The organism is Vibrio sp. 10N.222.49.C12, assembly GCF_041475025.1.
GTDB classification, from domain to species: Bacteria; Pseudomonadota; Gammaproteobacteria; order Enterobacterales; family Vibrionaceae; genus Vibrio; species Vibrio crassostreae_C.
In genome coordinates, this window is record NZ_JBFRVF010000062.1 from 1 (window position 1) to 20,590 (window position 20,590).

14 protein-coding genes and 5 tRNA genes are annotated in these 20,590 nt (G+C 45.4%); 6 read left to right on the top strand and 13 right to left on the bottom strand.

Going from position 1 to position 20,590, the window contains the following annotated elements; genetic code table 11:
* Positions 1 to 84: 84 nt before the first annotated feature.
* The 11 genes from AB4583_RS17385 to AB4583_RS17435 form a co-directional block, all read right to left on the bottom strand.
* Positions 85 to 1,326: an NADH:ubiquinone reductase (Na(+)-transporting) subunit B gene (locus tag AB4583_RS17385; RefSeq protein ID WP_102332573.1), complete on the bottom strand. Its 1,242-nt coding sequence runs from the start codon at positions 1,324 to 1,326 to the stop codon at positions 85 to 87.
* A gap of 198 nt (positions 1,327 to 1,524) precedes the next feature.
* Positions 1,525 to 2,487: an SPOR domain-containing protein gene (locus AB4583_RS17390; RefSeq protein WP_029235875.1), complete on the bottom strand. Its 963-nt coding sequence runs from the start codon at positions 2,485 to 2,487 to the stop codon at positions 1,525 to 1,527.
* A gap of 187 nt (positions 2,488 to 2,674) precedes the next feature.
* Positions 2,675 to 3,613, bottom strand: a complete 939-nt coding sequence (locus AB4583_RS17395; RefSeq protein ID WP_017060135.1) for an ABC transporter permease — start codon at positions 3,611 to 3,613, stop codon at positions 2,675 to 2,677.
* Positions 3,614 to 3,615: 2 nt separating this feature from the next.
* Positions 3,616 to 4,593: an ABC transporter permease gene (locus AB4583_RS17400; RefSeq protein ID WP_008218600.1), complete on the bottom strand. Its 978-nt coding sequence runs from the start codon at positions 4,591 to 4,593 to the stop codon at positions 3,616 to 3,618.
* 178 nt (positions 4,594 to 4,771) lie between these two features.
* Positions 4,772 to 6,325 carry an ABC transporter substrate-binding protein gene (locus AB4583_RS17405; protein ID WP_017060133.1) on the bottom strand — a complete coding sequence of 518 codons (1,554 nt, stop codon included), beginning with the start codon at positions 6,323 to 6,325 and terminating at the stop codon, positions 4,772 to 4,774.
* A gap of 94 nt (positions 6,326 to 6,419) precedes the next feature.
* The gene (locus tag AB4583_RS17410) at positions 6,420 to 8,147 is read right to left on the bottom strand and encodes an ABC transporter ATP-binding protein (RefSeq protein ID WP_017060132.1); all 1,728 of its coding nucleotides are present in this window, start codon (positions 8,145 to 8,147) and stop codon (positions 6,420 to 6,422) included.
* An 890-nt stretch (positions 8,148 to 9,037) separates the two neighbouring features.
* Positions 9,038 to 9,114, bottom strand: a tRNA-Pro gene (locus tag AB4583_RS17415).
* A 55-nt stretch (positions 9,115 to 9,169) separates the two neighbouring features.
* A tRNA-His gene (locus AB4583_RS17420) sits at positions 9,170 to 9,245 on the bottom strand.
* A gap of 44 nt (positions 9,246 to 9,289) precedes the next feature.
* Positions 9,290 to 9,366, bottom strand: a tRNA-Pro gene (locus AB4583_RS17425).
* A 77-nt stretch (positions 9,367 to 9,443) separates the two neighbouring features.
* A tRNA-His gene (locus AB4583_RS17430) sits at positions 9,444 to 9,519 on the bottom strand.
* A gap of 48 nt (positions 9,520 to 9,567) precedes the next feature.
* A tRNA-Arg gene (locus tag AB4583_RS17435) sits at positions 9,568 to 9,644 on the bottom strand.
* A gap of 298 nt (positions 9,645 to 9,942) precedes the next feature.
* On the opposite strand from AB4583_RS17435, the gene AB4583_RS17440 reads away from it, so the two are divergent.
* Complete coding sequence (locus tag AB4583_RS17440; protein WP_017063036.1) at positions 9,943 to 10,356, top strand: cytochrome c5 family protein; 414 nt, start codon at positions 9,943 to 9,945, stop codon at positions 10,354 to 10,356.
* A 96-nt stretch (positions 10,357 to 10,452) separates the two neighbouring features.
* On the opposite strand, the gene rep is transcribed toward AB4583_RS17440, so the two are convergent.
* Entirely contained in the window at positions 10,453 to 12,471 is a 2,019-nt protein-coding gene (gene rep / locus AB4583_RS17445) for a DNA helicase Rep (protein ID WP_017061960.1), read from the bottom strand.
* Positions 12,472 to 12,651: 180 nt separating this feature from the next.
* On the opposite strand from rep, the gene AB4583_RS17450 reads away from it, so the two are divergent.
* The 4 genes from AB4583_RS17450 (at position 12,652) to ubiK (ending at position 17,869) form a co-directional block, all read left to right on the top strand.
* Entirely contained in the window at positions 12,652 to 13,233 is a 582-nt protein-coding gene (locus tag AB4583_RS17450; protein ID WP_017061961.1) for a TetR/AcrR family transcriptional regulator, read from the top strand.
* 18 nt (positions 13,234 to 13,251) lie between these two features.
* Positions 13,252 to 14,358 (top strand): efflux RND transporter periplasmic adaptor subunit, encoded by a 1,107-nt coding sequence (locus AB4583_RS17455; RefSeq protein WP_017069625.1) that lies wholly within the window; start codon positions 13,252 to 13,254, stop codon positions 14,356 to 14,358.
* A gap of 11 nt (positions 14,359 to 14,369) precedes the next feature.
* Positions 14,370 to 17,498, top strand: a complete 3,129-nt coding sequence (locus tag AB4583_RS17460; protein ID WP_372118532.1) for a multidrug efflux RND transporter permease subunit — start codon at positions 14,370 to 14,372, stop codon at positions 17,496 to 17,498.
* Positions 17,499 to 17,617: 119 nt separating this feature from the next.
* Positions 17,618 to 17,869 (top strand): ubiquinone biosynthesis accessory factor UbiK, encoded by a 252-nt coding sequence (ubiK, locus tag AB4583_RS17465; protein ID WP_017061964.1) that lies wholly within the window; start codon positions 17,618 to 17,620, stop codon positions 17,867 to 17,869.
* A 162-nt stretch (positions 17,870 to 18,031) separates the two neighbouring features.
* On the opposite strand, the gene ilvC is transcribed toward ubiK, so the two are convergent.
* Positions 18,032 to 19,516, bottom strand: a complete 1,485-nt coding sequence (gene ilvC, locus AB4583_RS17470) for a ketol-acid reductoisomerase (protein WP_017061965.1) — start codon at positions 19,514 to 19,516, stop codon at positions 18,032 to 18,034.
* Between the two features lie 146 nt (positions 19,517 to 19,662).
* Between ilvC and ilvY the strand changes: the two genes are divergently transcribed.
* Complete coding sequence (ilvY, locus tag AB4583_RS17475) at positions 19,663 to 20,553, top strand: HTH-type transcriptional activator IlvY (RefSeq protein WP_268663829.1); 891 nt, start codon at positions 19,663 to 19,665, stop codon at positions 20,551 to 20,553.
* Positions 20,554 to 20,590: the final 37 nt, after the last annotated feature.

The window sequence follows — 20,590 nt, forward strand, 5'->3', positions numbered from 1 at the left end:
CGCCATGCTCGGCGCACAAATTGAAAGGCTTGCATCAATGCAAGCCTTTCTTATGGGAGTCACTTTCACTTTTAATCACCTAGATTAGCGCGATGTCCGTTTAAGTCTTCGTTTAATGTTCTGCTCTTTCACTACAAAGTCGAATAGCGGAGCGAACAGGTTGGCGAACAAGATAGCCAGCATAATGCCCTCTGGGTAGGCTGGATTAAGCACTCGAATACCGACCGTCATCACGCCGATCAAAATCCCATAGGCCCATTTACTCTGATTGGTAAACGCGGCAGATACAGGGTCTGTTGCCATGAAGAAGGTACCAAAGGCAACACCACCCAACACAAAGTGCCAGTAAAACGGCATCGAAAACATCGAGTTAGTATCCGACCCTATCCAGTTCAGTAAACTCGACGTCACGACAAGGCCGACAATCACACCGGCGACAATGCGCCAAGACGCTATCTTCATCACAATCAAAATCAACCCCGTCAGCATGATCAGCAGTGACGACACCTCACCCATCGAACCTGGAATATTACCGATAAAGGCATCCATCCAGGTGATCGCCTCGCCAGTCATGTTATTGATGAGTGACGTGCTGCCGCCTTCATACCATTGACTCAGCGGTGTCGCGCCTGAATAGCCGTCAGCGGCAACCCACACAAGCCCACCCGACATGTTGGCTGGATAGGCGAAATAGAGAAACGCGCGGCCTGCAAGGGCTGGGTTCAAGAAGTTTCGTCCTGTACCACCGAACAGCTCTTTGGCGACAACGATACCAAAGGTGATACCTAAAGCGGCTTGCCAAAGCGGGATGGTTGGCGGAAGAATGAGTGCGAATAGTACCGAGCTAACAAAGAAACCTTCATTCACCTCATGTTTTCGTACAACGGCAAATAAAACCTCCCAGAAGCCACCCACAACAAACACCGTGGCATAAACGGGTAGGAAATAGAGTGCACCAAGCAACATCTGACTTGCCCAGCCACTTGCCATCAATGACTGCGCATCACCAAATGCCCACGACAGACGCCAGCTACTCTCGATAACCGAGGCAAGTTCATTTAATTGATAACTGGATGTGAGTGCGAGAACGCTTTGGTGTCCGACGTTATACATTCCCCAGAACATTGCCGGGAAGGTCGCCAACCACACCAAAATCATAATGCGCTTTAGGTCAATGCTGTCACGAACATGGGTTATGCCGCGGTTTACGTTTCCGGGTGTATAGAATATTGTCGCGAAAGCTTCATACACTGGGTAGAGCTTTTCGTACTTACCACCGGCTTCAAAGCGTGGAGCCACGTCTTCTAATCGTTTTTTTAAACTCATAATCTCAATCACCTTATTGCTTGAGTTATGGTTTTCTACGCATCAGCCGCGCTATTTGAACAATTTTTAACGATTTTTAATCAAATTCGTCTTGAAGAACGAGTGTCTAAAAGTCGAACCGATGTTGAAAAAGAGAGGCGTATAAACAACAAAGCCCCAGCAATGGCTGAGGCTTATTTGGTTTGGTAACGGTCGTCGTTACTTAACGCACATCACATTAAGCAATGAAGAACCTTTCAACTGGTTGACGTTACCGTTGGTAAACAGACCTTTCTTATCTGCGCCCCAATAAGGGAGATGCATTGGCCAGTTCTGTTTTTCCATAACCTTTGAGCTCAAGATGCTTTGCCATTGCTTCTCACTCATCAGCTTCATGTTGACCTGATTACACACCAATTCAGCGCTATCGTAATCTAGGCGGCTCCAAGGCTTACCTTGCTCCATGTAGAACTGTTGTTGATGATCTAGAAGGTAAGGAATAGCATATTGGCTACCCGCAATGTCTGCTTTCACGCGAATCTCGATCTCTAGATCATTGTCTGAACTCGCGTTACCGCTTGGTAGCGTCTGAATTGCTGCAGCGCTCGCTACCGCCGCCACTTGCTTAGTAGCCACAGGTTTCGGTGCAGGCTTAGCTTCTACTTTTGCAGGAGCCTTGTGCGTCACCGCTTTTGGCTCTGCTGGTTTTGCCACAATAGGCTGTGATGAGGTTTTCGACTTATCGACCATACGAATAAAGGCTTCACCGTAACCAGAAACCTTACGCACCTGAGCTAGGTCTTTTCTCGCATCAGAGAAGGTAGAATAAGGTCCGATTAAGCAACGGTAGTCTCCGCCTTCCGGCTTCATCCAAACGTTGGTCGAGATCTTCTCATACAGAGGCTTTGCTCGGCTCAGTGACAAAGGCTTGTTCAGCAGGCCACATTGAACCCAAAACAGTTCGTTATCTGAATGACGTTTTGGTGCTTTACTGCCCCACACGCCCTTACCGATCGGACATGATTGCTCTAGCTGTGGTAATTGGTTGGTGCTTGCCTGAGTTGCATCACATAGAACCGACTCTGCATTCACTTGGCTCGATACCAAAAGAGATGCAGCGATAAGTCCCATACGATAATTTCTCGTCACAGCACGACATACAGCATTCATTGTCAATTTCATAACCACCACTTAAACCCTTGCGGGCTAATTATTACCGAATCTATGTCGATAAAACATGAATTCCATTTTAACTATTATTGACACTGTCAATAATACTAAGTTCCAGATCCATTAAGCAAAAAAAGAGCCGTAATTGCTTACGGCTCTTAATTTAGTGACTTTTTTTACTAAAAATCAAACCGGGCTATCACCCTTTATAAATTTTCGGGTTGAACACGTCACGTAACCAGTCGCCTAATAGGTTAATAACGAGAACCAATGTTACCAAAAGCACACCTGGGAATGCTGTGATCCACCATGCTCCTGAGAAAATGTAGTTAAAACCAGTACTGATCAGGGCACCGAGTGATGGTTGGTCTACCGGAAGACCTAAACCTAGGAAAGAAAGTGCCGCTTCTGACATTATGGCATTTGCCACCTGTACCGTAGAGATAACCAAAATCGGTGATAAACAGTTAGGCAGAATATGGCGGAACATGATGCGAGGCGCTCTAAAGCCCATCACACGTGCCGCTTCTACGTACTCTTTCTTCTTCTCTGCCAATACCGATGCACGAATCGTACGAGCATACTGCGGCCATTCAGCAATACCGATGATCACCACCAGCATAACAACCGCATATTGCGCGTAGAAGTCACTACCGAAACTCGCCTTAAAGATGGCCGAGACAATGATCGCAACCATCATGGTTGAGAACGAAAGCTGAACATCGGCAAAACGCATCAGGAAGCTATCAATACGACCACCGAAGTAACCTGCAGACAAGCCAATGATGATACCGAGAGTCAGCTGAAGACCTACCGCTAGGAAACCGATCGTCAATGACAGACGCGAGCCGTAAAGCATCGTAGATAAGATGTCACGACCCTGCTCATCAGTACCCAGTAGGAAGCGTTCTTCGCCGTCTTCCATCCAAGATGGTGGCAACTCAGAATCCATGATGTCGATAGACGTCACGTCATACGGGTCTGTTGGCGCTAGAATAGGTGCCGCTAATGCCATAACAAGGAAAGCTGCAAAGATAGCGAAGCTCACCATTGCCACTTTGTCACGTAAGAAGTAGTACAGAATGTCTGACTGCTTGAATCGCTCCCAACGAGATGGAGCTGTTGTTGTTTGTTCCATGATTATGCTCCTTTCCCTGTGATGTTCACTGTTGGGTTAATGATGCCGTATAGCAAGTCAACAATGGTGTTAGTTACTACGAAGATCAGGCCAACGAAGATAACGTATGCGGTAATCAGTGGTGTATCCACTCGGTTAATCGCTTCAAGGAATAGGAAGCCGGTACCCGGCCACTGGAATACAGTTTCAGTAAGAATGGTGTAAGCCACCATAGTACCGATTTGAACACCGCCTACCGTTAGTACTGGCAGCATTGTGTTTTTCAAAGCGTGTTGGTAGTAAATCTTGTTCAGCGCTAGGCCTTTTGCTTTACCAAACTTGATATATTCAGAGCTAAGAACCTCTAGCATTTCAGAGCGTACTAGACGAATGAACAGAGGCAGCATGATAGATGCTAGAGCAATACTCGGCAGCACTAAGTGTGCAAGGCCATCTATCGTTAAGAAACCAGACTCCCAGCCAAACCAGTTTGCGGTCTCACCACGTCCAAACGACGGCAGCCAACCTAACTCAATAGAGAATACATACATCAACATGATTGCGGTTAAGAAAACGGGCACAGAAATGCCGATACTACTGCCCGCCATCACCAGTTTAGTGAAGAAGCTTTTTGGGTGTATTGCAGAATAAACGCCAAGTGGAATCGACAGACAAACAATGATCAGAGAAGCGCCGAACACAAGCTCAAGCGTTGCGACTAGTTTATCTAAGATTACGTCCACAGCTGGGCGTTTAAAGAAATATGAAGTACCAAGATCACCTTGTAGAGCTGCGCCCACAAAGCGAGTGTATTTTGTAATGAAGGGATCATTTAAGCCGAGTTCATCACGCAGCGCTTGACGCTCCGATTCTGAAACAGATTGACCGACTAACTCACGCAACGGGTCGCCCAGGTTATCCTGAATGGCAAACGCCACCAAACTGATCACAAACATCACTATCAGTGCCTGAAACAGGCGCTTGACCAGAAACGTAACCATTCCTTGCCCCTTATCTATCCATGACTATCTAGTCGAAATCCGCGACTAGATAACAAAATTCAGTCTTAAAAAAGGTATTTAGCCAGACTGAAGGAAGACCAAATACCGAAACTTAAATCTATATCTTAATAATTTGAGAGCCTGAAAAGCTTCAAGCTCTCGATTCTAGCAAGCTAGATTATTTTACAACTAGGTCGCCGAAGTAAGGCATAACCATTGGGTTTACTACGTCTGCTGCACCTACGTTAGACTTCGCGCCCCACGCTTCACTTTGCCAGTGTAGCGGTACGAATGCTGCGTCGTTGTAAAGTGTTGCTTCAACGCCTTTCAGCATTTCAGCACGCTTAACTGGGTCAGTTTCAGTGTTAGAAGCTTCTACGATCGCATCCATTTCTGGGTTTGAGTAGCCAGAACAGTTGTATTGACCACGGCCAGTCTCTTCGTTACGAGTCATAGTTAGGAACTCGTTGAAGTTAGCTGAATCTTCTGTATCTGAGTGCCAGCCGATCATCATCATGTCTGCTGAACATAGGTCAAACTCAGGCCAGTACTGTGCTTTAGGCATAGTTTTAAGATCAACTTTGATACCAATCTTAGACAGCATTGCCGCAGACGCTTGCGCTACTTTCGCATCGTTCACGTAACGGTTGTTTGGAGCCATCATAGTTAGCGTAAAGCCATCTTCGTAGCCCGCTTCTTTCATCAGCTCTTTCGCTTTTTTCAGATCGTAACGAGGAACTAGGTCTTCGTTGTGACCCGCGTAGCCTGTTGGGCTTTGCTGACCAGCTGCTGTTGCGAAGCCTTTCATGATCTTCTTAACGATACCTTCGTTGTTGATTGCGTGAACAATCGCCTGACGAACGCGAACATCTTTAAGTGCTTCGTTGCTGTTTTGGTTCATTTGGAACGTGATGATACGAGTACCAGGTAGCGTCACTAGATCGATGTTCTTAGCGTTTTTAACACGCTTGTGATCGTTTGGTGCTACTGGGTGAATCATATCAACGTCGCCAGAAAGAAGTGCTGCAACACGTGTCGCGTCTTCTTTGATTGGCACAAGTGTTAGCTTGTCTACGTTGCCTTCAGTTTCTGTGTCCCAGTAATCGTTGAAACGCTCGAACGTTACTTTAACGCCTTGCTCACGCTGCGTTACGATAAATGGACCAGTACCTGAAACGTTAGTCGAAGCAAACGAGTTACCGTGCTTAACTAGCTCAGACTTGTCTTTACCTTCCGCTGTTTGGCCAGAGTAGAACTTGCTGTCCATTGGGAAGATGTAAGTTGCTGTTTGTAGTACTAGTGGGTAAGCCGCTTTTGATACTAGCTCAACTGTGTAGTCATCCACTTTTACCATTTTTTCGTATGGCGTGAAGATAGACTTAAAGTCTGGAGAAGCTTGTAGACGTTCAAAAGTCCACACAACATCATCAGCAGTCAGTTCGTTACCAGAGTGGAATTTCACACCTTTACGTAGGTTGAAGCGGAAAGTCGTTTCATCAACACGCTCCCAGCTAGATGCTAGGCGGCCTTCAAAATCCATCTCTTGAGTGAAACGTACTAGAGGGTCAAACACCATGTGAGACATTTGCAGTGTGCCACCAGACAGCTGCTCGTGCGGGTCAAGTGATACTGGGTCAGCTGCGTAGCCAACGGTAATATCTGCTGCTGCTGCACTAAAGCTTAGGCCAGCTGCCATTAAAGCTACTGCTAATTTGCTTTTCATGGTTTTCATTGCATAACTCCTTCATGCGGGAATCCAGATCCCTAGTTGTTGTATTTGCGTCTGTTTATTGTTGTTAGCAAGCTAAACTCCAGCCTGCTGATTTTTATACCGCGGCTTGTGCCACTGCTTTTTCTTCTCTTAAGCCTGTAAATTCAGGCATTAAAGAAATCAGTTGTTTGCTGTATTCATGCTGAGGTGATTGGAACAGCTGCTCCGTTGGCGCAACCTCCAATAATGTCCCCATCTGCATCACACCAACACGGTCACACATTTGGCGAATAACCGGTAGATCGTGACTGATGAACAGCATGGTTAGGTTTAGCTCGTCTTGTAAGTCTTTTAGTAGGTTAAGAATCTGAGCCTGTACCGACACGTCCAGTGCCGATGTTGGTTCATCACAAATCAAAAGACGTGGGCGAGTCGCCAAAGCGCGAGCGATAGAAATACGCTGACGTTGACCACCTGAGAATTCGTGTGGGTACTTCACCCCAGCCATTTTGCCTAAACCCACGTGCTCTAGCAGGTCGTTCACGATCTGACGAGTTTCATTTTCGTTGCGAGTAAGCTTATGGAATCGGATAGGTTCAGCAATGATGTCGAATATCTTCATTCGAGGGTTCATTGATGTGTAAGGGTTTTGGAAAACCATCTGCATTTGACGACGCATAGGGCGACGTTCTTTTTCAGATTTCAGACCAGTAAGATCAACGCCTTCAAACGTTACCTTGCCTGAGTTTGGTGCGTACAAGCCAGCAATCACACGAGCAATCGTTGATTTACCTGAACCTGATTCACCTACTAAACCAAACGTCTCACCTTCATGCACTTCAAAGCTCACGTTGTTTGATGCTTGAACGTACTCACGACGGCTCTCAAAGAAAGAATCTTTGGTAGTAAAGCGTAAGTTGACGTTCTCAACGTTCAACAGAGGGCCAGTGTAATCACGGTGATCTTGGCTTTGACCTAACCAGTGGTTCTTCACATCCAATGGTTCCATCTCTTGTGCTTCTTCGATGTAGCTAACAAGAGGGAAACGATCGAGTTTGCGATCCGAACGAGGAACCGCAGAGATAAGACTGTGTGTATATGGGTGCTCAGGAGTACCCAGAACTTTCGCTGTTGGGCCAAACTCAACTAAGTCACCACGATACATAACGGCTACGCGGTCGGTAACGTTAGATACCACGCCCATGTCGTGCGTGACCAACATGCAACCTACGTTCTTCTTAATACATAGGTCGCGAATCAAACCCAAGATCTGGTCTTGGATAGAAACATCCAGTGCTGTTGTTGGTTCATCTGCGATGATTAGGTCAGGTTCACCTGCCAATGCGATCGCGATAACCACACGCTGACGCATACCGCCAGAGAATTGGTGAGGGTACTGCTTTAAACGGTTTTCTGGTTGTGGGATACCCACTTGGTTCATCAAGTCTAATGAGCGCTGGTAGGCTTCTTGATCCGAAACCTTCATGTTGGCATGAATCGTCTCTTTTAACTGCTGTTCTACTGTGAATAGAGGGTTAAGAGAAGTCATTGGGTCTTGGAAGATAAAACCAATCTTTGAGCCGCGAACAGAACGCATCTGTTCAGGAGATAAACCAGAGACTTTTTCGCCATCCAGAAATACCTCGCCGCTAGCAATGCGGCCAGGAGGGCTCAGCAAATCGATCACAGCATTACCTACTGTTGATTTACCTGCACCAGACTCGCCTACAACACCAACAATCTCACCACGTTCAATGTTGAACGAAAGTGATTTAACTGCGGCGTGAACTCCATGACGAGATGGGTATTCGATACGAAGATTTTTTACTTCTAAAAGTGACATTACCAGACCTCTACTGCTTTGGCAGCTTTCTGCCCTGTCTGCAAAATTGAATCCATTCTTACCAGAATATTGTTCTGATATTTTATACGGTTGACAATTTGGCAAATAATTCACAGAAAAGCAACAAAAATAGGATAAAAAGTCGACATTAAACGCTTAGCAAGCAAAAGTGCCACATAACTATTCACCAAAAGAGCATATAGTAAGAAAAATCAACATTATATTATCGGCAAGAAATACTCACAAACTCCTTACCACTACTTACTTGTAGAGTTAAAGCCGTGCTTCAAAGCAGATCTCACTACCAGCCACTAAAAACAAATAATTATTCCAAAAAACAATTAACACTATAGAAACAAACGCTAATTTTGTTAATTTGAACAAATAAAACAACCAGATAAACGTTAATTAGCCATACATTTAACCATCTGTATTATTTTGGTAAATACAAAACAGACAAACGAAAGGCCTAATAAATCAGAGGAGTTTTTGAACGACCAAATGCGTACAAAGCTGTCAAATTCAGGCCTTAGTGAGCAAATTTAGGGTCAGGTTTCACTTTTCATAAAAGTCTTTAGACCAAAGCCATTAATATGTCGAATTATTGAGCACTCCATTTATATAAAATTAGATATAGAACTGTACATTTGATAAAGAAAGCAACTCTGTAGCAGCACCATTATCAAGCAGATCGTTAGGAATCTGTCTTATATAAGAAGGGGAGATAGATGTAAGAAGCCCCGTCATTTCTGACGCGGACGGCTAGTTGAGGCTTCTTAAGTGATCAGTGAAGAGACATTCTTTGAACATCAGGCGAACCCCACTCTGTTCAAGTTATCTAAGTTTCAGATGTAAAAAAGCCCTAGTCTTTCGACTAGGGCTTCTTAAGGTGGTCGGTGAAGAGGGATTCGAACCCCCGACCCTCTGGTCCCAAACCAGATGCGCTACCAAGCTGCGCTATTCACCGAGACGTTTCGTTTGATTTCTCAAACTGGGAACTTCAAAGAAGCTACCAAAATTAATGGGGTGGCTAACGAGATTCGAACTCGCGACCACCGGAATCACAATCCAGGGCTCTACCAACTGAGCTATAGCCACCACTAATTTTTTATATAACCGCTTAAAAGCGATTATTGAAATAGTGGTCGGTGAAGAGGGATTCGAACCCCCGACCCTCTGGTCCCAAACCAGATGCGCTACCAAGCTGCGCTATTCACCGACTAGTTTTGTATCGACTCTTGGGAATAATAAATCAACACTGGAAGCCGAAGCTACCGATATTTTGTAAAGAAAGAATGGGGTGGCTAACGAGATTCGAACTCGCGACCACCGGAATCACAATCCAGGGCTCTACCAACTGAGCTATAGCCACCATTATTTCTTTTTGCCAATTTCTCACTTACCGAAGTAAGAGACCGGATGGCGCGCCTGAAAGGATTCGAACCTTCGGCCTTTGGCTCCGGAGGCCAACGCTCTATCCAGCTGAGCTACAGGCGCATGCCCTGTCGGCGGAGTGGAATAATACGTATATCACCCAATGCCGTCTAGTACTTTTTTAACTTTTTTTTCTGTTTGGTCTCTTTTTCGACAGTTAATATGTGATAAACCCCTTATTTGAGTACTACAACCCGCCACAGCTTATAAGTTGTTGTTTATTGCAACAACTTATCGGGATATAATCACCCATTATTTACATTGGTTTAACAGTTGCTCTTTGCTGGTTAAAGCCAAAACACCCTTCCAACACTATAAATTGGTAAGCATGTACTTACCTTGGGAATGTAAAGTGAGTTTAATGGATATGTCTCGTCGAATTTTAAGCGTTGTCATCGCAGTTTTAACCTTTTCAACTGGCGCAATGGCTGCAGGCCTAAGCGAAGCGGAGCACGATGCAATTGCTGAACGCATCAAACCAGTTGGCCAAGTTTACCTAGTCGGCAGCGAGCCAGTAGCCGCAGAACCAACAGGCCCTCGTGATGGCGCAGCAGTTTACGGTACCTTTTGTATCGCTTGTCACGCATCTGGCGTAAGTGGCGCACCTAAAACAGGTGATGCTGGTGACTGGGGTCCTCGCATTGCTCAAGGTCGCGACATTCTAGCTGACCACGCAATCAACGGCTTCAATGCGATGCCAGCGAAAGGTTCATGTATGGATTGTTCAGACGACGAAATCAAAGATGCTATCGAGCACATGATTGCTGGTCTGTAATTTGCCGAGCTATAGTTAAAAATGCCAGATTCAGAAAAGGTGACCTCATGGTCACCTTTTTTATTGGCTTCTATATAGTGCGATTAAAGTAGGGCATTACTTCTTGTTGAACATCGCTCGAATATTCGCAATGTGCGCCTGCCCTTTTTCCATTCTTTCTTCAGCGGATTGAGGCTTCTTAACGCTTTCCCACTCCACATCATCGTGCGGCAGCTCATCGAGGAAGCGGCTTTGTGTTGGCTTTATTAATTCACCATATTGACGACGTTCACGACACTTAGTAAAAGTCAGCTCTTTCTGCGCTCGAGTAATCCCCACATACATAAGACGACGTTCTTCTTCTACGTTGCCTTCATCGACACTGGTTTGGTGCGGCAAGATGCCCTCTTCTGCACCCATCAGGAATACATATGGGAACTCTAGACCTTTCGATGCATGCAATGTCATTAATTGGACTTGATCTGCATCGTCATCATCCTCACCACGCTCCATCATATCGCGCAGCGTTAAACGTTGAACCACCTCGCGCAGGGTTTTCTCTTCTTTATCGTAGTTGTCACCCTCAAGATCGGCCACAATCCAGCTATACAGATCAGAGACGTTCTTCATTCGCATTTCAGCGGCTTTCGGGCTCGCTGAGGTTTCGTACAACCAATCTTCGTAGTTGATGTCACGAACCAAAGAACGAACGGCTTCAACCGTATTACCACGCTCGGCATTGTCTGAGATACGAACAATCCAGTCACCGAAGCGGCGCAAATTTTCTAAACCACGCCCCGTCAGTGTCTGCTCTAAGCCCATCTCAAAGCTGGCTTCAAACAAGCTCTTGCCACGCATATTGGCGTAGCTGCCTAACTTCTCAAGCGTCACCGGACCAATCTCTCGGCGCGGTGTGTTTACAATACGTAGGAAGGCGTTGTCATCATCAGGGTTCACCAACACACGCAGGTAAGCCATGATGTCTTTAATCTCGGCTCTCGCGAAGAAAGAGGTACCGCCAGAGATCTTGTAAGGCACACGGTTCTGCATCAGCGCTTTTTCAATCAAGCGTGATTGGTGGTTACCACGGTAAAGCACTGCGTAATCTTTGTATTCAGTACGGTTCAAAAACTTGTGGGCGATGATCTCGCCGGTAATACGCTCTGCTTCATGCTCTTCATTCTTAGCATTCAGTACCTTGAGCTTTTCACCGTCTGGGATCTCTGAGAATAGTGACTTTTCATAAACGTGTGGGTTGTTGGCGATCAAGATGTTCGCCGCACGTAATATTCGGCTGGTTGAGCGATAGTTTTGCTCGAGTTTGATCAAGCGAAGATTTGGATAGTCCTCACCCAGCAACACCAAGTTTTGCGGTTTTGCACCACGCCATGAATAGATAGATTGGTCATCGTCACCTACTACTGTCAAGCGACCACGCTCTCCCACCAGTAAACGAACCAACTCATATTGGCTGGTGTTGGTATCTTGGTATTCATCGACCAGTAAATAGCGGATACGCGACTGCCAGCGCTCACGCACCTCTTGATTGGTTTTCAGTAGTAATACAGGCATCGCGATCAGATCATCAAAATCGAGTGCGTTGTATGCCTTCATCTGTTTCTGGTACATCTCAAAACAGAATGCAAACAACTGCTCTTGTTCGCCTTGAGCACGTGCTTTCGCCTGATCTGGCGTCAGCATGTCATTTTTCCAATTCGAAATGGTGCTCATTAAAGCGCGTAGCAAATCCTTATCACCATCGATCTGTCTCTCTGTTAACTCTTTTAACAAAGCTAACTGGTCTTGGTCATCAAACAGAGAGAAACCCGCTTTCAAACCCAGCGCTTTGTATTCACGGCGAATGATGGTTAAGCCCATGGTATGAAAAGTCGAAACAATCAGCCCTTTCGATTCGCCCTTACCTAGAGTTTGCCCAACACGCTCTTTCATCTCGCGTGCCGCTTTATTAGTAAAGGTCACCGCCGCAATATTACGCGCCTTATAGCCACATTCCTGAACCAGATAAGCAATTTTATTGGTGATAACACGTGTTTTACCGGATCCAGCGCCCGCTAATACTAAGCAGGGGCCCGAAACATATTTCACGGCTTCATCTTGTCTTGGGTTCAGTTTCATTTGATTCTCAGTTTGGTCTAGAGGGGCGAATTCAATTGCGCGCCTATAATAATGCTGCAACAGCACGAATGCTACGTTCTCTTATACAAGATTTTTACGCTGATTATGTAAAACTTTGTTGCACATGTGTGTGGTTATTAGGCTATAATGAATGAACGTTCATTCATTGGTGGTTGAAATATGACAACTCATGCACCTCGGGATAAACGCCAGCAAATACTTTCTGCAGCTGAAAAGCTAATTGCAGAGGTCGGTTTCCAAGGCCTTTCAATGCAAAAATTAGCCAAAGAAGCGGGAGTGGCTGCAGGCACTATCTATCGCTACTTCGATGATAAAGAGCATTTGATAGAAGATGTTCGAATGCTCGTGACTCAAAGAGTAGCTGATGCTGTTCAACAAGGGGTTAATGATTCGGATCCAATTAAACAACGCTACCGTACTATGTGGTTGAACATATGGAACTTAGCAGGAACGAATTTAGCCGCAATAAAAAATCGGGTTCAGTATGACTCTCTACCCATCACAAATAGCCTAAACTTCAGGGAACTAGAACGTAAAATGTTTGCCCAAGTTGAGCTGCTATTTAATGAGGGGAAAGAACAAGGATTGTTTAAACCACTTAACAATGAAGTATTAGGTGGATTGAGCTTGGCGGCTAGTGTTTCTCTAGCACGCAAGCATTCTTTAGGATTTTACCAACTTGATGAGGCAGAACTAGAATCTGCAATCGAAGCCAGTTGGGACGCAATAATTAAACACTAGATCGGAGTTTTGACCATAATGAAAAAGTGGACTTTCTTCATGTTACTCATCGCTGTACTACTTTTCGGCAGCGTTATTGGGTTTAACATGTTCAAACAACAAAAAATTGCTGAGTATATGGCCAACCGCCCTGAACCAGAGTTTCCAGTAACGGTAACTGAAGTTCAGCCGATCGACTGGGTTCCAGTGATTGAAGCTATCGGCTTCATCGAACCTAACCAAGGTGTGACACTAGCGAACGAAACCAGCGGTGTTATCGATCAAATTTCTTTCGAATCAGGTACTGAGGTTAAAAATGACCAACAACTGATCCGCCTTGATTCTGATGTAGAGAAAGCCAATCTAAAAAGCTCTGAGGCACGCTTACCGGCTGCTGAAGCTAAATACAAGCGCTACCAAGGGCTATTCAAGAAAGGCTCTATCTCTAAGGAAGCCTTCGATGAAGCAGAAGCTAATTTCTTATCGTTAGCGGCTGATATTGAAAGCCTTAAAGCATCGATTGCCCGTCGCGAGATCCGCGCTCCGTTTGACGGCACTGTCGGTATTCGTAATGTGTATCTAGGCCAATACCTACAATCTGGCACTGACATCGTTCGCCTAGAAGACACCAGTGTTATGCGCCTACGCTTCACTATTTCTCAAAATGACATCTCTCGTATTGAGGTTGGTCAGGCGATCGACATCTTCGTTGATGCATACCCAGAAAAACCGTTTAAAGGTTCTATTAGTGCCATTGAGCCTGCGGTTAGCATCCAAAGTGGTCTTATCCAAGTACAAGCCGATATCCCAAACAACGATGGTAAGTTACGTAGCGGTATGTTTGCGCGCGCTAACATCATTCTACCTAAACTAGCAAACCAAGTGACACTGCCTCAGACGGCCATCACTTTCACACTTTACGGTGACAATGTTTATATTTTACGTGAAGAAGATGGTGTGCAGCGTGTGAAACAACAAGTGGTGAAAGTAGGTGAACGTACAGAAAGTATTGCTCACATACTGGAAGGCGTAGAGCCTGGCGATGTTGTCGTGACAACGGGTCAAGTTCGTTTAAGTAACAATGCTAAAGTTCGAGTTGTAGAAAGTGATGCAACGACGCCGCCAGCTGAAACACCAATGCTGTAATTGGAGGAATCATGCGCTTTACTGATGTTTTTATTAAACGTCCAGTTCTGGCTATTTCAATCAGCTTTTTGATCGCATTGCTTGGCTTCCAAGCAATCTTCAAAATGCAGGTTCGTGAATACCCAGACATGACAAATACGATCGTGACGGTCACGACGAGCTATTACGGTGCCAGTGCCGATCTGATCCAAGGCTTTATAACTCAGCCATTAGAACAAGCGATCGCTCAAGCCGATAATATTGATTATATGACGTCGCAGTCCGTACTCGGTAGCTCGACTATTACGGTCAATATGAAGCTCAATACCGACCCGAATGCCGCGCTGTCTGACATACTGGCCAAGACTAACTCGGTACGTTCTCAGCTTCCTAAAGAAGCCGAAGATCCAACCGTAACTATGTCTACCGGTTCAACAACGGCGGTACTCTACATTGGTTTTACGAGTGATGAACTCTCTGCAAGCCAAATTACCGACTACCTTGAGCGAGTGGTTAACCCACAACTGTTTACCGTTAATGGCGTATCAAAGGTCGACTTGTACGGCGGGATCAAATACGCATTACGTGTATGGCTTGATCCTTCCAAAATGGCAGCATTAAACCTGACAGCCACTGACGTGATGACGGTGCTTAATGCAAACAACTACCAATCAGCAACTGGCCAAGCAATTGGTGAGTTTATGCTGTACAACGGCAGTGCCAATACCCAAGTAACCAATACCGATGAATTAGAAAGGTTGGTGGTCAAAACCAGTCAAAATGGCGGTTCTATTGTTCGCTTAGGTGATATTGCTAAGGTTTCACTAGAAAAAAGCCACGATGTGGTTCGCGCAAGTGCTAATGGCAAACAAACGGTTGTAACCGCCATCAATGCAGCGCCAAGTGCTAACCCGATCAACATTGCTGCTGATGTTATGCAGCTGTATCCTGAGTTGGAGCGAAACCTACCAAGCAATATCAGCATGAATATCATGTATGACTCAACCATTGCGATTAATGAATCCATTCAAGAGGTTATACACACGATTGTTGAAGCCGCGCTGATTGTATTAGTGGTTATCACGCTATTCTTAGGCTCATTGCGTGCGGTTATCATTCCTATCGTAACCATCCCTTTATCGCTGGTTGGTGTTGCGATGGTGATGCAAGTCATGGGTTTCTCATGGAACTTAATGACGCTACTGGCGATGGTATTAGCAATCGGTCTAGTGGTTGATGATGCAATCGTAGTACTGGAAAACGTCGATCGACACGTCAAATTGGGGGAATCTCCTTTCAGGGCTGCCATCATTGGTACCCGTGAAATTGCAGTACCGGTTATTGCAATGACACTGACATTGGGCGCGGTTTATGCCCCTATCGCAATGATGGGTGGTATCACAGGCTCGCTGTTTAAAGAGTTCGCATTAACCCTCGCTGGCGCGGTATTTGTTTCTGGAATCATCGCTTTAACACTGTCTCCAATGATGTGTTCAAAGCTGCTAAAAGAAAATGCACAGCCGAGTAAGTTTGAACTGAAGGTACACAGCGTACTTGATCGTATGACAAGCCGTTACTCTAAGATGCTGCATGCGATCATGGATCATCGTCCGGTTATCATTGGCTTTGCGGTCATTGTATTTTTAAGCTTGCCGATGCTGTTTAAATTCATCCCTAGTGAACTTGCCCCTGCAGAAGATAAAGGGGTGGTGATGATGATTGGTACTGGTCAATCAACGGCTAACCTAGACTACCTAAGTAACACGATGGATGACGTGAGCGGTATCTTGGTGACCCAGCCTGAAATCCAATACGCTCAATCCTTCACTGGTGTACCAAACTCAAACCAAGCATTTGGTATTGCCTCAATGGTGCCATGGAGTGAGCGCACGGCTAGCCAATCTGAGGTAACGAACCGTATCAGTGGATTGCTACAAGATATCCCAGGCATGGCAGTAACCGCGTTCCAAATGCCAGAGTTGCCGGGTGCCGGTTCTGGTCTACCACTCCAGTTTGTGATTACCACACCAAGCAGCTTTGAGAGCTTATTCGCTATCGCAACCGATATTTTAACGGATGTGAAAGATAGCCCTCTCTTTGTCTACTCTGACCTTGATTTGAACTACGATTCAGCAACGATGAAGATTCAAATTGATAAAGATATGGCGGGCGCTTATGGGGTAACGATGCAAGATATCGGTGTCACCCTAAGCACCATGATGTCGGATGGTTACGTTAACCGTATTGACCTCAACGGTCGTTCTTATGAAGTGATCCCTCAGGTTGAGCGTAAGTTCCGCTTAAACCCAGAGTCAATGAATCATTACTACGTTCGAGCCAGCAATGGTGATGCTGTTCCTCTCGGTAGCTTGGTAACAATTGATGTGGTGGCAGAGCCTCGCTCTCTTCCTCACTTCAACCAGTTGAACTCAGCGACGGTCGGTGCGGTTCCTATGCCGGGCGCGGCGATGGGTGATGCGGTAAACTGGTTTGAAAACATTGCCCAAACCAAATTACCTGCAGGCTATAACCATGACTACATGGGTGAGTCGCGTCAGTTTGTAACAGAAGGCAGCGCACTGTATGTGACGTTCGGTTTAGCACTGGCGATCATCTTCTTGGTTCTGGCGATTCAATTTGAGTCGTTAAAAGATCCATTGGTTATCATGGTGTCGGTGCCACTCGCAATATGTGGTGCATTGATTGCGCTCGCTTGGGGCGCAGCGACGATGAACATCTACTCGCAAGTGGGGTTGATTACCTTGGTTGGTCTGATTACCAAGCACGGTATCTTGATCTGTGAGGTAGCAAAAGAAGAGCAGCTGCATAATAAATTATCACGCAAAGAGGCGGTTATGGAGGCGGCAAGGGTACGTCTACGTCCAATCCTAATGACAACAGCGGCGATGATTGCAGGCCTGATCCCATTGATGTACGCCACGGGTGCAGGTGCAGCTCAGCGCTTTAGTATCGGTATTGTTATCGTTGCTGGTCTGGCGATTGGTACGCTGTTTACGCTGTTTGTTCTGCCGGTTATTTATAGCTACTTAGCCGAAAAACATAAACCAATTCCAGTTTTCCTCGAAGATAAAGATCTCGAGAAGCTGGCCCGTGTTGATGAAGCAAAAGCGGCGCACAGAGAATTAGCTAACAATAAGTAATTTCCCTGTCGTATTAACAATAAAAAGGCTACTTCGGTGGCCTTTTTTTGTACGCCATAGGCGACATCTTTGATGTGATTAAATAGAATAGTGATAAATATTCAGGAGTTTTAATTGATATGTTTGATCCAAAAAAACTAGAGCAAATTGCTAAGCAGATCCACGATTCTATGCCTCAACCAGTAAAAGAGCTTGGTTCAGACGTAGACCAAAAAGTTCGCCAAGTTATCCAAGGCCAACTCAACAAGCTAGACGTTGTGAGCCGTGAAGAGTTTGATGTTCAAACACAAGTACTGCTTCGCACTCGCCAGAAGCTCACTGAAATGGAACAAAAACTGGCTGAACTAGAAGCAAAGCTTTCAGACAAATAGTCATTTTTTTCAATCAGTTCAAGTTCGAATAAAGGCTTACCTTCGGGTAAGCCTTTATTTTTTCCTCAATCTATCAAGCCTTCACCGGTAAAATAGTTGCAAGCATAAAAAAGCCCCGAACAAATGTTCAGGGCTATTTTTATTCAGTGATAAACTGGAAGATTAACCGCCAACAGCGATACGCTTCATGTCGCTCATGTAGCTACGTAGCTCTTCACCAATATATTCTACAGGGTGGTTACGGATAGCTTCGTTTACTTCAATTAGCTTAGCGTTATCAACTTGGTTAGATGTCTCACCTAGACCACGGCCGATGACGTCCGTTGCTACTGAAGGCATGAACTTCTCACGTAGTAGCGGTGTTGCTACGTTAGCGAATAGGTAGTTACCGTACTCAGCAGTATCAGAGATTACAACGTTCATTTCGTAAAGACGCTTACGAGCAACTGTGTTTGCGATTAGTGGAAGCTCATGTAGAGATTCGTAGTAAGCAGACTCATCAATGATGCCTGATGCCGTCATAGCTTCGAATGCTAGCTCAACACCGGCACGAACCATAGCAACCATTAGGATACCGTTGTCGAAGTACTCTTGCTCTGAGATTTCTACGTCAGAAGCTGGGTAGTTTTCGAATGCAGTTTCGCCTGTCTCTTCACGCCAGCCTAGTAGGTTCACGTCATCGTTCGCCCAGTCAGCCATCATTGTGCTAGAGAAGTGACCAGAGATGATGTCATCCATGTGCTTGTTGTAAAGCGGACGCATTAGGTCTTTAAGCTCTTCAGAAAGCTCAAACGCTTTAACTTTAGCCGGGTTAGATAGGCGATCCATCATGTGAGTTACGCCACCAAACTTAAGTGCTTCAGTAATCGTTTCCCAACCGTATTGTAGAAGCTTGCCTGCGTAGCCAGGTTCGATGCCATCAGCAATCATCTTCTCGTAAGATACGATAGAACCCGCTTGTAGCATGCCACAAAGGATAGTTTGCTCGCCCATAAGGTCAGATTTAACTTCCGCTACGAAAGAAGACTCTAGGCAACCAGCACGGTGACCACCAGTACCTGCAGCCCAAGCTTTAGCGATATCCCAACCTTCGCCTTTAGGGTCGTTTTCTGGGTGAACAGCGATAAGTGTTGGTACACCGAAGCCACGTTTGTACTCTTCGCGAACTTCAGAGCCTGGACACTTAGGTGCAACCATTACTACAGTAAGGTCAGCACGTAATTGCATGCCTTCTTCCACAACGTTGAAGCCGTGAGAGTAACCAAGAGCAGCGCCTTGCTTCATTAGAGGCATTACTGTTTCAACAACGTTTGTGTGTTGCTTATCAGGAGTAAGGTTGATTACTAGGTCTGCTTGAGGGATTAGCGTTTCGTAGCTACCCACAACAAAGCCGTTTTCATCAGCATTTTTGAATGATTGACGCTTTTCATCTATTGCTGCTTGGCGTAGAGCGTAAGATACGTCTAGACCAGAATCACGCATGTTTAGACCTTGGTTTAGGCCTTGAGCACCACAACCAACAATTACGATTTTCTTACCTTCAAGGTATTCAGCTTCTGTCGCGAATTCTTCACGATCCATAAAGCGGCAACGACCCAATTGGTCAAGTTGTTCACGAAGGTTTAATGTATTGAAATAGTTAGCCATTCTAGGGCACTCCTTTAAAAATAAGTCCGTAAGGTCGATATCTCTCTATCGAATGACTTCATACTAAAACAGACACTCCGTTGCTGAAAGTGATATATTCACAATTAGTTATTGCAATAAATGCAACATGGAAACGATCGCAGAACATGAACATAAAATCTCTACAATTATTTATACATTTATGTGATAGCAAGAGTTTCAGCAAAACCGCTGCTGCTATGCACGTCAGTCCTTCAGCGCTGAGTCGTCAGGTACAAAAACTAGAAGAGGAGACGGGGCAAGAATTGCTTATCAGAGACAACCGCAGCGTTGATCTCACCCCAGCAGGCAAACACCTATTACCTGTTGCATTGAGCATTGTTGGAGAGTGGCAGCAATATAACCTTCACCTGAAGGGCGGAGAGCAAGAACTTAAAGGTGAGATCCGTATATTTTGTTCAGTAACGGCTAGCTACAGTCACCTACCTGAACTCATAACCGAATTTAGGGCTATTCATCCGTATATTGAATTTAAGCTCTCTACTGGTGATCCAGCTCAATCCATCGACAAGATCTTAAACGATGAAGCGGATATCGCGATTTCAGCAAAGCCAGACATCCTTCCTTCAAGGTTAGAATTCGAAACCATCAGCGATATTCCACTGTCAGTCATCATTCCATCTGGTGTGAGTAGCTTTAGCCAACAACTGCAATCCGATAAGCCAAACTGGAATGAAGTGCCCTTTATCATCCCAGAAGCAGGAACAGCGCGTGAACGAGCCAATGCATGGTTTAAAAAGATGAAGATAAAACCCAACATATACGCGCAAGTTTCTGGCCATGAGGCGATTGTAAGTATGGTGGCACTAGGATGTGGAGTTGGCATCGCACCTGATGTGGTCATAAACAACAGTCCAGTAAGAGATAAAGTTAGCCGCTTAAAGATAGAACCTATCAAGCCATTTGAGTTAGGCGTATGTTGTAAGCGAGCACAGCTAGATAACCCTCTAATTCGAGCGTTCTGGCAAGTTGCAGAAGGGAAATATTTAGCGGACTAGTCGTCATTGTTTTAAATAATCGAGTAGGAGGAGGCCT